The organism is Roseateles chitinivorans, assembly GCF_050632145.1.
GTDB lineage: Bacteria > Pseudomonadota > Gammaproteobacteria > Burkholderiales > Burkholderiaceae_C > Roseateles > Roseateles chitinivorans_B.
Genome location: NZ_CP192577.1, coordinates 5253680 through 5267563, shown reverse-complemented (window position 1 = coordinate 5267563; position 13884 = coordinate 5253680). Strand labels below are relative to the sequence as shown.

General features: G+C 66.3%; 8 protein-coding genes and 1 pseudogene. 2 read left to right on the top strand and 7 right to left on the bottom strand.

The features are described 5' to 3' along the window. The first annotated feature begins 429 nt into the window (after positions 1-429). The gene (locus ACQ86G_RS24200) at positions 430-2625 is read left to right on the top strand and encodes an ATP-binding protein (RefSeq protein WP_431257689.1); all 2196 of its coding nucleotides are present in this window, start codon (positions 430-432) and stop codon (positions 2623-2625) included. Between the two features lie 95 nt (positions 2626-2720). On the opposite strand, the gene ACQ86G_RS24195 is transcribed toward ACQ86G_RS24200, so the two are convergent. From ACQ86G_RS24195 to ACQ86G_RS24185, 3 genes and pseudogenes are all read right to left on the bottom strand, one after another. Then, positions 2721-2969, bottom strand: coding sequence for a hypothetical protein (locus ACQ86G_RS24195; RefSeq protein WP_431257688.1), 249 nt, complete (start codon positions 2967-2969; stop codon positions 2721-2723). A 264-nt stretch (positions 2970-3233) separates the two neighbouring features. Continuing rightward, a pseudogene (locus ACQ86G_RS24190) lies at positions 3234-4777 on the bottom strand (methyl-accepting chemotaxis protein). A gap of 1209 nt (positions 4778-5986) precedes the next feature. Beyond that, entirely contained in the window at positions 5987-6640 is a 654-nt protein-coding gene (locus tag ACQ86G_RS24185) for a 3'-5' exonuclease (RefSeq protein ID WP_431257687.1), read from the bottom strand. 193 nt (positions 6641-6833) lie between these two features. On the opposite strand from ACQ86G_RS24185, the gene ACQ86G_RS24180 reads away from it, so the two are divergent. Then, a complete protein-coding gene (locus ACQ86G_RS24180; protein ID WP_431257686.1) occupies positions 6834-7466 on the top strand; it encodes a hypothetical protein in 633 nt (210 codons plus the stop codon). Between the two features lie 305 nt (positions 7467-7771). On the opposite strand, the gene ACQ86G_RS24175 is transcribed toward ACQ86G_RS24180, so the two are convergent. From ACQ86G_RS24175 to ACQ86G_RS24160, 4 genes are all read right to left on the bottom strand, one after another. After that, positions 7772-10567, bottom strand: coding sequence for a conjugal transfer protein TraG N-terminal domain-containing protein (locus tag ACQ86G_RS24175; RefSeq protein ID WP_431257685.1), 2796 nt, complete (start codon positions 10565-10567; stop codon positions 7772-7774). Between the two features lie 96 nt (positions 10568-10663). Further along, entirely contained in the window at positions 10664-12067 is a 1404-nt protein-coding gene (locus ACQ86G_RS24170; RefSeq protein ID WP_431257684.1) for a conjugal transfer protein TraH, read from the bottom strand. 270 nt (positions 12068-12337) lie between these two features. Further along, positions 12338-13381: a conjugal transfer protein TraF gene (traF, locus tag ACQ86G_RS24165; RefSeq protein WP_431257683.1), complete on the bottom strand. Its 1044-nt coding sequence runs from the start codon at positions 13379-13381 to the stop codon at positions 12338-12340. A gap of 7 nt (positions 13382-13388) precedes the next feature. Then, the gene (locus ACQ86G_RS24160; RefSeq protein WP_431261485.1) at positions 13389-13754 is read right to left on the bottom strand and encodes a hypothetical protein; all 366 of its coding nucleotides are present in this window, start codon (positions 13752-13754) and stop codon (positions 13389-13391) included. Between the last annotated feature and the right edge of the window lie 130 nt (positions 13755-13884).

Sequence of the window (13884 nt, the reverse complement as noted above, 5' to 3'; positions counted from 1 at the left end):
CACCAAGCCTCACGGACAAATCGAGGCATAGTTGCGGGTCGCCCCAATGCCGGACTCCATGCCCTCTTTTCGCTTTCGCCACCCGAGCATCGCGGCTAAAGCCAGATGGCTGGCGGCCGCGCTTGCGGCGGTCCTTGCCATCGCCTTGCGCGCTTTCCTTCAGCCCGCGTTGGGCGACGAGCTCCCCTTCATCATTGCCGCGCCGGTCGCACTGTTCTGCGCCCTCATGTGGGGAGCAGGCCCGGGAGCCCTGGCGACGCTGATCTGCCTTGTGGGTACCTTGCTGCCGAGCATGCCGCCGGATGTGCTGAACCGCGACGGCGGCGTCAGGGCTGTCGGATTCGCTCTGGTGCTCGGGGGGCCTGTGTGCTCGTGGCGCGGGTCAATGCCCTGCGGCGTCGCCATGTCAGGCTGGGCGCAGCCGCCGATATGCCGCTGGTCCGATGGCTCAATGCGGCGCTATTCGGTGCAGTGCTGCTCCCCGCGACCGCGTTCGTGCTCGTCGGCTGGTGGACCTATGAGCAAGCGCTGCAGGCGTCTCATGACACCGTCGTGCGACGTGCAGACTTGGTGTACCAACATGCGCGGCGTACCTTCGACGTCGCGGAAAAGCTGACGCTGGAAGCCGCATTGCTGACCACGGGCAACGACGACGTCATTCGTCGGCACGAGAGCGACGTTCGACAGCGGCTGAGTGACATGCTTTTGGGGGTGCCCTCCGTGGTGAACCTCAATGTGTGGGATGCCATGGCGGTTCCCGTGGTGCGCAGCGACCGCGCCATCGATCCGACCGTCACGGTCATCGATCGCAGCTACTTCACCCGGCAGGCCGCCGAGGACCGCGGGTTCGACCTCAGTGAGGTGCTCAAAGGGCGTCAGACGGGGAGGGAACTGTTCAACCTCACCCACCGGCGCCCGGCCGCGGATGGGCGCTTCAACGGCATCGTTGCGGTCTCCTTGAACCCCGAGTATTTCCGCGATTACTACCGTGCCATCCTGGCGCAGAACACGGACGTGGAATCCATCAGCCTCGTTCGAACGGACGGCGACTTGCTGGCACGATGGCCCGTTCCTGCGACGGGAACCACGCACGTGGCGGCGGACTCTCCGTCACTGGAGGCCATCCGATCCGGAGAATCGTCAGGCGTGGTCTACGGTCGGGTGGGCGGATCCGGCGAGCCACGCGTGGCGGCATTTCGCCGTGTCGAGGAACTGCCCGTGTATGTGGTGGTGAGTTTCAGCCAGGCCGCGCTGATGTCGGGCTGGGTGCGGACCATGGGGATCGTTGGTGCGATGGCGCTGCCCATCACGCTGTTGCTGATCGCCGTCACCGCGATTGCACGTCGGCGCGTACAACTGGAGCAGCAGGCCCAGCTCGATCTCCACGAACAGACCCGGCTGCGCGCCGCCAGCGAGAAAAGCGTGCTCGAAGCTCACCGGCGCGAGACGCTGTCGACACTGACGGCGGGCGTCGCGCACGACTTCAACAACCTGCTGGCCATCCTCACCAACAGCCTCCACATCCAGAACGTCAGGCACCCGGAGCACGCCTCGGAGCCGCAGAACGCCGCGATGCGCCGAGCTGTCCAGAGCGGCACGCGTCTGACGCGCCAGTTGCTGTCGCTCACGCGGCGGCAAACGTTGCGGCCCGAGGTCATCGACCTGCGCACGTGGCTACCGGAGATCGAAGAGCTGTTGCGCACGACCTTGGGTCGCAGCATTGCGCTGAGCGTGGACGTCGCCTCCAATCTTCCGCCGGTTCTCGTGGATGCGGCCGAGCTCGAGTTGGCGCTGGTCAACCTCGCAGTGAACGCCAAACACGCGCAACCGCACGGAGGCGTTTTTGTCGTCAACGCGGACGGGATGGTCGAGGGCGGAAAGAAGCTCGTGACCCTCAGTGCCCGCGATGAGGGCCATGGCATCCCGTCGGACATCCTGGGCCGCGTGAGCGAGCCGTTCTTCACGACCAAGGAGCGGGGTTCTGGATCCGGCCTGGGCTTGAATCAGGTGCGGGGCGTCGCGGAGGCGGCCGGGGGAGAGTTGCGTATCGAGAGCGCAGTGGGGCAGGGCACGACGGTCAGGCTGATCTTGCCTGCAGCCGACGTCGGACCTGACGGGGCGGCTGGTTCCGACGAAACGCAAGGAGCTGACCGAGCTGGAGGATCTGGCGGATCTGACCGATCTGGCGAATCTGACGCAGTCACCGGAGCTGTCGAGCCGAAACTTGTTTCCTCAACGGCCGTCGGGCGCAAGTTCCACGGCCACGTCCTGGTGGCGGAAGACAACGACGACGTCGCCGCCGCGACGATCGCGCTCATCGCGAGCTTGGGGCTCAAGGTCACCCGGGCAGTCAATGCCGACGATGCGCTGCGCGTGCTGCGAACACCGCAGCTGGGTGATGACATTGGCTTCTTGCTGACGGACGCGGTCATGCCCGGCGCGATGGGAGGCGTTGAGCTGGCAATGACGGTACGGGGTGAGCGACCGAGGCTGCCGGTCACGGTCATCACCGGGTACGCCGAGAATGTGCAGAGCGCGTTGGACGCCAAGCTCGATGTCGTGCACAAGCCGTTGGCGCTGGAGGATCTGATGACGCGCTTGCAGGGGGCCTTTGGCGCAGCGTAGGGCGCTCTCACCCCGATCAATCAACGAGACCGCCGTTCAACGTTCGGGTCGTCCTGCGGACCGAGGTACTCACATGGCGCCCTGTGGCGAGACGCTCATGATTGGGGGATGCCGTCGTCCTCATCGCGTCCGCCTTGCACATTGCCTCGATCCGCGCCAGCGGGTGCGTCACGCAGATCGTCCTCGGGGCTCGGCGTCTGGCGACCTTGCTGGCTGGGGCTGGGCGCAATCCCGCCCGCCGGCTCCTGCCGCTCCGCGGGCGCTCGGCCGTCTTGTGGGGCCGCACCCGCCGCGGAGTGCGCCTCAGGGTCGGTGTTGATGGCGGGGTTGGGTTGCGTGCTCATGGCGTTTCCTTGGATGTGCGGAGAGTTCCGCTTCAATCCACTCGGGCATTTGTCGTGCCGATAGCCGTGCTCGCCAGCTACCCGCGATGGTGCGCCAGCGTCGCGGACGGCCCGCAAGCGCGGCTGTTGCCGTCGTAGCGCCAGAACAGGCCACTGTCTTGCATCTGGTTGGGCGGGATTGGCGCTGGGCGTCTCGGGCATGACGTGTACTGGTCTGGTCGCACGCAAGGCGAGCCTTCATTGGACGCGAACCTTGTTGCCTTCCTATGCGACCTTGAAAGCTGCCACCAGTCCGACGAGTCGCTCGGACTGTGATCTCAAGCTCTCTGCTGCGGCGGCACTCTCTTCGACAAGCGCGGCGTTCTGCTGCGTGGTCCTGTCCATCTGTCCGATCGCCTCGCCGACTTGGGCCACGCCCTGGCTCTGCTCAAGCGACGCCGCGCTGATCTCGGCCATGATGTCGGTCACGCGCTGGATGGACGTGACGATCTCCTGCATCCGCTGTCCGGCGGCGTCCACTTGTGACGTGCCGCGCTCGACGCGTTCGGAGCTTGTTGCGATGAGGGTCTTGATTTCCCGGGCCGCGGTGGCGCTGCGCTGGGCAAGGGTGCGCACTTCCTGGGCGACCACCGCGAAGCCTTTTCCGTGTTCCCCGCCCGAGCGGCCTCCACGGCCGCGTTGAGCGCGAGGATGTTTGTCTGGAAAGCGATGCCGTCGATGACGCCGACGATATCGCCGATCTTCTGCGACGACTCGTTGATGTCGCGCATGGTGGACACCACCTCGGACACGGACTGTCCGCCGAGCTTGGCAACCTGGGACGCGCTGCTGGCGAGCTGATTGGCCTGCATGGCGTTGTCCGAGTTCTGACGAACGGTGGCGCCAAGCTGTTCCATTGACGAGGCAGTTTCTTGCAGCGCGGAGGCCTGCTGCTCGGTGCGGCTGCTCAGGTCGGAGTTGCCTTGCGCAATCTGCGCGGATGCCGTCGCCACGCCATGAGCGTTCTCCAACACCGAAGAGACAACACCGTTGAGCTTTGTCTGCATCTGCTTGAGTGCGGCGAGGACGCTTCGGTCGTCGTTCTTGTTGAGCTGGATCTCGGTCGTCAGGTCTCCCTGAGCCACCCTTGTCGCCAGGGACACCGCGACCGCCGGGTCGCCGCCGATCTGACCCAGGACGTTGCGCACAATGACCGAGGCAAGGAGGGCGCCCACCACCACGGCGGCCACCATCAGGCTCCACGATGCGCCCTTGGCGAAACCGTAGGTGGAGGACGCTTGACGAGCCGACTCGCTGGCCGTCGCATTGTTGATCTCCACGAGACGGCTGATCGCAGCGACCCAGGCGTCGAAGGTCGTCTTAGAGGTCGTGAGATGGGCCTCGCGCGCCTGCGCAAAGGAGTCCTCGCCGGCGCGTGACAGCGTGAGCACCGTGTCCATCGACGTGAGGAATGCGTCCCGCAATCTCTGGTAGTCCGCGAAGCCTTGTGCCTCGTCGCCAGGCGCAACAAGCGGCCGGTAAGCCTCCTCCTGCTTGGCGAGCACGGAGCGCAGATTGGCGATCTGGCGATCCGCGGCCGCGATCTCCGGCTCATTCTTGCTGAGCACATGCTCGGCCTCGGCGCGCCGGATCTGATTGGCGGTGGCGCGCATGTTGGCCAGCGACGTGACGCTCGGAAGCTGTTCCGTCGCGAGATCGTGCGCCACCGCATTGACGCGCGCCAACTGCACGAGGCCGAACACCCCCATGAGCAGGACCAGGCTCACCAATGCGATGAACGAAAAGTTGAGTTTCGCCTTGAGCGTCATGTCTGCGTCCCTGGCGCGCCGCCGACGGACCTTCAAAGTCCGCCCGTGGTCGCAGCGTTGGTGTGGAATGAAATGTCACGCTTGGCGCGAGGGGCGACCGAGCCCTGGCAGGCTCAACCTTGGAGGTCTCCTATCGCCGCCTGGACAGGGCGAGTCCGCTCACAGCGCGTGACGAGGATGGACGCGTCGTTGCGGCCAATCAGCAACGGGCAAGATCGGTTCCCCGTGCGCATCCCGCCCGTGAATGGGGGGCTCGCCGATTTGTGCTTGGCGCCGTGCCGCTGAGGTGACGCTGAGACGGCGCTGAGTCGATTTCCATCGAGTTTCAAGTTTTTGAGACGATTCTTGAAATGCTATATATTTCAATGGGTTAGGCGAATCAAATCTACTCATGCGCGACGAACTCCTTGCGTTGGTTCAAGCCTCTCGTGCGGGAGGCCTTGCGACCGAAGAGTTCTTGACCGGGCTTGCGGAGAAGGTACCTACGCGATGTGCTGAAGCGCTTCCATCACAGCAGGATGTGTATAGCCGGCTCGCCGCCGCGATGGCTGACGCAGACGAATGAAACCAGGATGTTTTATGCCGACCTCCGATAGTGCGAGAGCCCTCATGGCCGCAGTGAAAGAGCGATACCGTGCTCTAAAAACGTACTCAGACGTTGGGCATGTTTCAACTCGTTTGCGTCCAGGCCAGCACGTGCGCACCTTTGAGACGGCCGCGGGCGACGGCGGCAACTTTCGTTTTGTTTTTCGGTCGCCACATCCGTACTGGCCTCTTCGACACAAGGTGACAACCCATATTGTTGGAAGAGCAAATGGACGACCCTATCTCTATAGCCTCACGTCAAGCGGCCGAGCTCTTCTGAATCACGAGCCCGAGCTTTGTAGGAGCGTGGCCGCCGCGACTGGCATATCAGGGGGAGCCGCCCACACGATTGCGGGACTGCTATATCCAGACGTGGGAGGTTGGACGTTCGCAGACTTGAAGCGGCCACGGCGTCGCGCTCCGCGCGTTATTGACGGCGTGCTGTGCCACCGAATCACAGGGCTGCAGGGTCGGACGCCTGTAGTGGTGTACGTGGGTGTCGAGGACTTACTAGTTCGAAAATTTGCGGATCGAAAGGGCCGAACTGTGGAGGTTCGTCGAAACGTCAACGTTCATCTAGTGCACCCGTCGGAACACTTTCGAATCCCAGGCTAGTGCCTTGACTTAAAACTCGGGGACTGAAGCAGGTCGTCTGCGCGGCTGTCTTGATTTCGGCGCGACTGGAGCTGGCACGCCCATGTCCCTGAGCGCCAGAAAGACGAGCAACGATGCATGAGCGTCGTTGGCAGCGTACTGCAGTTGCTGGGTGCTGAGCTGGGGGAGCGCCCAGTTGGAAGTGGTGACCTTCTTGGATTTCGGGAAGCGCTGAGCCAGCACCACGGCCACCGCGGTCTTGAGCCCGACGTCGTCCTTGAACCCAAGGCGACGCACCATCCGTGAGACGTCCACTGTTGCCGCAAGCGCGACGCCCAGTTTCCTGAACAACGGCGTGCGATCCGACGCCAGGCCGAAGCCGACCTTCACCACCGCCTCGGTTTCGAGCATGGTCCTGAGAAAGGCGGCGGTGCCGGGCGCCTCGGTGTGGATGATGAAAGCGCGGTCTGCGGTCGCGAACTGCACGATGTGCGGGCCGGTGTTTTCGCTACCGGCCACGAACTGCGGTTTGCTTTCCGTGTCGAAGCCCACGTGGCCGGCCAGCCGCAGCTCAACTTCGGCGGCCTCGCACTGCTCCTGATTGCGAAGCACGTGAATCCGGTCAAGGGGGAGGGCGCGGTACAGCGGCAGCGCCGCAATCTCTTCGCTGTTGGGCCTGTGCATCGTTGCAGTATGCATGGGAGCACCGGGGAGCACCGGCACGCCGACGCCGCGGCCGAGCGCCTCGCGGGCCGCCCGCGTAGCGCGGACTGCTCACGGGCGGGGAATAACATCGCCGAACGACGCAGGGACGACCGACGCTTGGAGGCTAGGACGCACGGACGCACGGACGCACGAAAGAACGGACTTTCGCGACATGACGCGCAACAAGTGGCTCATCATTGGCGGGCTGGCCATCATCCTCGCCGCGACGGCGGTTGGATTTCATCTCCGAACGACGGGCCTGGGCACCGCGGACGAGGCCGTCGAGCTGATCGACCCGGCGAGGGTCGTGGTCCTGCGCACGCCGGGCGGCGTGTTGCAGGTGGCTCAGCTGGAGAGGTCGGAAGCCATCGAATGGAAGACCTCCTGGACTTGTCCTCTGATCGACTGCAGCAGGCTGCCCCTGACGGTGTCAAGGGTGGAGGTGACGGCGCGCTACACCTACACCATCGCGCTCGCGAAGGATTGGAAGCTCGAGCCACGCGACGGCGCCTATCTGCTCAAGGTACCGCTGCCGCAGCTGCAGATCCCCGTGGCGTTTGACACGTCGACCATGCGCATCGAGACGAAGGAGCGAGGCTTGTTTTCGCCGGACGCCGCTCCGAACCGGGAGCTTGCGGTGAAGCACTTCAGCCCGACGCTGGCCCAGCGAGGCGCGGCGCCCGCGTACCTGCGCCTGGTGTCCGCATCGGCCGAAGCGACGGTCCGGGAGTTCGCCAGCAAGTGGCTGCTCGAACAGAACGGCACGACACTCGATCGCAAGCTGGTGGTGGAGTTCGGGGACTGAGCGGACCGGCGCCGGCGGCGCCGGCGGCACTGGCTTGGCGGCGAGCGCTTTGCTGCGCACGTGTGAGGCGGTCCTGGGGTGAACGTCTTGCGACATCGCTGGGGTGCCGCGTGGCTACGTCGCTGTCTCGCACCGCAGACTCAGTCTCAAATTCAGTCGTCAGGCGCCCGCTTGCCTCATTTGCGGGCAGAACAAGCTTTTGCGATATAGAACAACGGCTTGCGATGCACCTGCAGGCAGAGCCAACAGCTTTGTCCACAGGTCCCAGGGATAAATGCGGCCCCGGTCTGCGGTGGTGAAGGTGCTCAGTCATCGAGCGCGCGCTTCACCGCTTTGGTGGCGTCGTCGATCACGGACCCCGCATCGGCCGCAACCTGCTTGGCCGATCGGGACAGGAGCGACTCCGACGACCGCAGCGTCCCGTCCGCGGTGGCCCCGGCGCGAGGCTGGCTGCCCGGCGATCCCGCCGCGTCGTCGACGCGATCGCGAACGCTTGTTCCCGCCTGCTGGAACTCGGAGCGCCGAGAGCGCGTCTGAGGTGGCGCCTTCGGCGACTGCTCGGTCCAGGACGCCCGCTCGACGGCTTGCCTGTGGGAGTCGTTCATCGCACGTGGATCGACACGCAGCGACGTTGACTCGCGATCTTGCTCATGGGCCCGCCGGACGTCGGCGGCCCCGCCCGGAACGCTGGCGCCGTCGGAGAAGATGCGGTGGGGGCGCGGCGACTGCCTGGCCAGTTCGGCGTCCATCAGCACCATCGCCGACGCACTGGTGCCCCCGTAGCGCTGCGCAAAGCGCGTGAACATCGCCACGTTGTGCGGATCCTGCGCGATGTCGATGGCGATGGTTTCACCGCGCTCGTAGGCGCGCGCCATGCGCTCGGACACCGCCGTGCTGTGCACCAGGGTCGCGTCCGCACGCTCCGATCGCGACGCGGAAGCACTCAGACGAGCCGCGAGCTCTCGCGCCTCTCGCGCATCCGAGGACACGAGCGTCGCGAAGGAGCGGTCCCGCGAGACGCGATCGCCAAATTGCTTGAACTCCGACAGCTGCTCATTGGTCATGGCCGACACCACCCGCTGTTCGGCCTTGGACAAGGACGAGAGATAGCTCTTGTCCGCCGCCACGTTGCCCTGCAGACCGGCCAGCGGGGTGCTGACGCCCAGCCGCGCCGCCGCGCCAAGCGCAATGCGCGCACTCTGGCTCTGGGTGAATCCCGTCGTGTCGGCCACGCTCTTGCTGATCTGGTCCAGGCGGTTGAGGTTCTCGCCATACTGCTCGAACCCGCTGGTGGTGGTGCCGGTGGCGCTGCGGCTGGCATGCAGCTTGGCCAGGCCCTTGGTGAAGGACTCGGCCAGCACCGCCGAGCGCTCCTGGAGGGCAGACACCGATTCGCTGCGCGCCGCCGCCACCTGCCGGCTGGCGTCCTGGACGTCCTGCTCGGACACGCGGCTGGAGACCACGCGCGACGCGTAGCCCTGGTTGCGCAGCAAGCTCACCGCCGTGCGGCCGCCCAGCACGCCGGCGGTGAAGGTGTCGCCGCTCAGGTCGTCCTGCCAGCGGTTCATGAACGCCGAGGACCGGTTGGGCGAAAGCTGGAGCTGGTCCATGGCCACGTTGCCCATCGACGTGTTGCCCACCGCCGCGGACGAGGTGGCGCCCGAGAGCGCCGCTTGCAGGCCGGACAGCCCGCCGACCAGGGCCGTCCCGACGGTCTCCATGCGCTTGAGCGCGGCCCAGGCGATGAACGGGATGCTGATCGAGAGGTAGCCCACCACGGCCTCGCCGGAGATGGCGCGTGAATAGATGCTGGAGGCGGTCTGCAGCGACAGGGCCTTGGCGCCGGTGCCCAGGTCCGCCGCCGCGGCGAGATCGTAGGCGGCGTAGACCGAGGCCATGTAGTTCAGGATCGCGTACAGGGGCGGCCACAGCTGAATCCAGATGAGCAGCCCCGCATAGCCCTTGAACGCGAGCATGGTCTCGCGCCCGCTGGTCATGAGCAGCAGCAAGACGAAAAGTGGGAACATCGCGTAAGCCACCGCCTCGATCACGTTGCGCAACACGGGCAGGGCCTGCTCGGCCACCTTGCCGTAGTTGAGCCACGACGCGTTTTTCTGGGCCACGGCCTGGGCCCGCCCCACGGCCAGCACCATCGCGGCGGGATCGTTGACCTTCTGCCCCACCAGCGTTGCGCTGTCCTGGATCACGTTGAGCATGGCGTTCTGGCGCACGATGTCCGCCGCGCTGGCCGCGGCGTCGGCGATGCTGTTCCTGAGGTAGGCCTGCTGGATCTGGGCGGCGATGACGCTGGCGGCGGCCGCGGCGGGGAGCGTGGGATTGAGCTGGAAGGCAAGCCGCCCCTGCACGCGCGTGAGCTGGGCGGGAAGTCGTGCTTGGAGGACCTGATAGACGTTGGGGCAGGTGTCGATGCCGATGCCCATGCCGCTGCCCCCGCCACCCGAAGATGCAAGAGACGACACGGTGGTGAAGCGCGCCGGATTGGGCGTGCCCATCAGCGGCCAGACGTCGCTGGACGCCGAGAAGGTCGTGGCGTCCAGCGTGCCGTCGAGGAGGTCGTAGGTCGTGCAGTTGTGGATGAAATTGATCAGGTCGGTGCGAAAGCCCGGATCCTGGAAGACGACGGCGGCGGTCTCGCGCACCAGGCGGTTGCCAAACATGAGGCCGTGCTGCTCGTAGCGCAGCTCCTGCGGCTGCGCGGCGTTGCCGGGCAGTTGCTGGAACGCGGTCTCGAACAGGCCTGTCAGCGTGTGACCGATGGTGCTAGTGACGCTGCCCAGGAGCGCCACGCCCAGAGGCACGTTATCGACCACCTTCACGGGCGCGCCGCCCGTCTTGTCGATGATGCCCACACTCACCTTGGGAACGATCAGCAGCGCGACGACCAAGGTGACGGACGCCAGCCATTTCCAGCCCTGGAGCTTTTCCGGCGCGAACGCGTAGGCGAGCAGGGCGGCGACGAAGCCGCAGAAGGCGACGGCCGCCACGGCGCTGGCGTAGTCGCCCGAGGCGTGGATGGCCGCGCACGCGTTGAACACGCCGAACAGGCTGTCGGCGTTCTGGTAGGCGTAGATTTCCCACATGCGGATCTCCGACGATGCAAGCGCAGGGATCGAAGGCAGGCCGAGATGGTCGGTACCCTGGCACCCTGGCCAGGTCGGCCTGGCCGCGGCGCCTGGTCAGCGCGACATCGATGCGGACTGCTGCCCCAGCATGTCCGCCACGCTTTGGGGCATGCTCGATCGCAGCTGACGCTCGAGCTGTTCCAGGTGGCCGGCCACCGCGCGAAATGATCCGACCTTTTGGTAGAGCAGCCCCTTCTCCTGGGACAGCTGCTGCAGCATCGCCTGCGCGCGCTGGCGCACGCGGTTGGCCTGTTCGCGCTGGGGCTGCTGCAGCGTGTAATCCTTGTCCAGCGCCGCCATGCCCAGGCGCAGGCTGCGCTCGAGGAACACGTAGGCATAGTCCGCGGCGATGACGTCGCGGTACTGCGCGATGAGGCTGTCGGCCAGGCCGGAGCCGGGGATGCTGGCCCCGATCGACAGCATCCGGTAGACGGGCTCGGTGGTCTGGTTCACGAAGCCCACCTCGGGGGAATTGTTCGGGATGGGCGCGCGGGTCGCGATCTTGGCGGCGATCGAGCGCATCAGCGTCTCCACGCGCGCCGTGAACGGCACGTGCCGGTAGGCCGTATTGACGCTGACCACGTCGCAGTTGACGTAGTCGTTGCATCGCAGCAGGTGCTGGACCACCTCGGCGTCGGCGCCCGCGGCCTGCCCGTAGAGCAATTGGCCGATCGAGGTCAGCGTCGGGGCGACGGGGTCGGGATCCCGCCCCGATTCCTCCGGGTAGTACAGGACGGTACCGACGATGCTCATGATGAGCTCGCGTTCCTGATCGTCGAGGTAGGCGCCGGCGTGCTGCAGGGCCTTCCACGTCAGGTTGCCGACGAAGGGGGCGCGGTTTCTCAGCCCGGGATCGCCGGAGGCGCGGGCCGCGCCCAGGATGCCCGGTCGGTCGGATTTGCACCGGCGGCGGGCGGCGTCGCGGTCGCTTTCCATGCCCAGTTCGATGGCGAGGTCGGCGCAGCTCTCCTGCGAGCTGTAGCCCGCCGCCTCCGCGGCCGTGCTCACGATGGCCTTGGCAGTCTCGCAGGAGTTGATGCGCGCGTTGTTGATCCAGGTCTCCAGGCCCTTGGCCCATTTCGTCAGCCCGCCCAGCATCGGTGAGACGGACTCGAGCGCGAGCTGGAACGCGATGCCCGGCAGCGCGGCCGTGATGTTGCGCAGCATGTTCTTGAACTCTTCGGCGGAGATGTGGGAGAAGGAGCCGCCGAAGATGTCGATCCCGCCGCAGCCGGCCTTCGCGTTGGGGAACTGGATGGCGGCGAGTTGATAGACCTTGTTGGGGGAACGCATCATGAGGCTGCCCCCGGTGTAGGTGTTGTACGCCTGACCGCGAAACGCGCCGGGGGCGGTGTAGTTCCCGATGGCGCCGAGCTGATTGAACATGGTGTTCACTTCCGCGTTGAGGTCACCGGCGTGGCCGGGCAGGCCCATCAGAAGCATCGAGACGCAGACCATGGATCGGTGCAGGAACGACCGGTGCAGGAAGGACCGGTGCAGGGACGACCGGTGCAGGGACGACCGGTGCAGGAACGACCGGTGCGGGAACGACCGGCGGAGGAATGGCCGGCTAAGGAGCGAGAGGCCAGGGAACGAAGCGCGAAGTCGAGGCCTGCGGCGCAGCAGTCGAGGCCTGCGGCGCAGCGACGGGACCGGGCGCTGGCGGCTCACCCGTGCGGCACGGTCGCGATCGGGGCCTGGGATCTTGGGCATTTGCATCAGGTTCTCCTACGGCAGCGCCAGGCGCCGCATGGCGCCCGGCAGCATCGCCTGCGACTCGGGCGTCGACACGGTGGCGATGCGTTCGAGCAGTTGGGATTCGGAGAGCACGCCGAACCCGATCGGTGTGATCGTGGCGTTGAAGGGTTGGGCGAGGAAGACCGCAGGCACCTGGGTGACCTTCAGGGCGCTGGCGATGCCGTTATCCCGTCGGGGACTCGGATAGTTCGGGAGAGGCCCGCCGTCCAGGCTGACCGGCACGACCTGCAGGTCATGGCGTTCCTCGAAGCCGCGCAGCGTCGGCGCGAAGGCGTGGCAGTACGGGCAGTCCGAGCGGAAGAAGAAGAGCAGCACATGGTCCCGTCCCAGCGCGTCAACGGTGCTCGACCGATCGTCGCGCTGGCGCTGCTCGAACACCTCCAACGCCTTGGCGTTCACGGGTCTGCCTTGGACGGTCGGATCGAGTTCTGGCGTGGCCCACGCCACGCGTTGCGCCACGTCGGCGAAGTGGGATGCGCGCGCGACGACGCTGGCCTCGAGTGCCATGTAGCGGCGTACGTTGACTTCGGTGGGCCGCATGATCGCGATGTGGCGAAGGTCCTGCAGGGTCCTTTGCAATTGCTCGAACTCCACCAGTTCTGGTGCGCGCTCAGCAGCAGCAGGGGCTTGTGCGGGCGAGGTAGCGCGCCTTGGAGGAGTGCCATCGTCATGTTTGGAGCGCAGCGGCGCCTGGCGATCCGGACTGGCTTCGAGGTCTGGATCCTCATAGAAGTGCCAGCCGCGCCAGCCATCTGCCCAGTACGCGACACGCGCGTCGCGCGGGCGTTCCGCACTTGGGGCTGAGGCCGCCTTGCGTGGGGCTGGGGTCTCGACGCGAACCGGGTCGCGCAGCACAGGCGCTTGCGCCAGTGCCGCCCGCATGCAAAAGGGCCCGGCCAGGAGCGACACGCACCCCAGGCACCCTAACCAACTGAGCCAGCTGAGCCAGCTGAGCCGGGTGAGCCGGGTGAGCCGGGTGAGCCTGCGAAGGCAGGCGAAGGCGAGGCGACGCATGGCGTTCCTAACGCAGCGAACGCGGCGGCAAGCCGTCGGCGCAGTAGTTCAAGCCGAATTCGATCGTCTGGCGGCGCGGCGCAGCCACTCCCGGCAGCTTGACGCCCTCCTGCCAGAAGAGCACGTTGAGCCGCGCACATCCCGTCTGCTGATACCGCCGCAGGGTCGTGACATCGATGTACACGGGGCTGGTGGCGTCGAAGCGGCGCGTGATGGCATCGGCTAGCTCGCCGGTCAGGATGCCGCGCGCGGTGCCATCGGCCGCGGCGAGCGCTGCCAGCAGCAACGGTCGGGCGTCCGGTACGGGGACACGCGCGAGGCCTTGCGCGAGGCCTTGCGCACGAACGGTCCCCCCGCAAAGGGCGACGAGCACGAGCAACGCGGCGCCCATAGGACCGCAGCCAAACACCTGCGTGCTGCTGAGCGTGCACGACACCATCGTGTCGAATGGCCACCAAACGGCATGCGGGGCCGGGGAGGCCAGTGCAGGGCGCCGCGTGGGA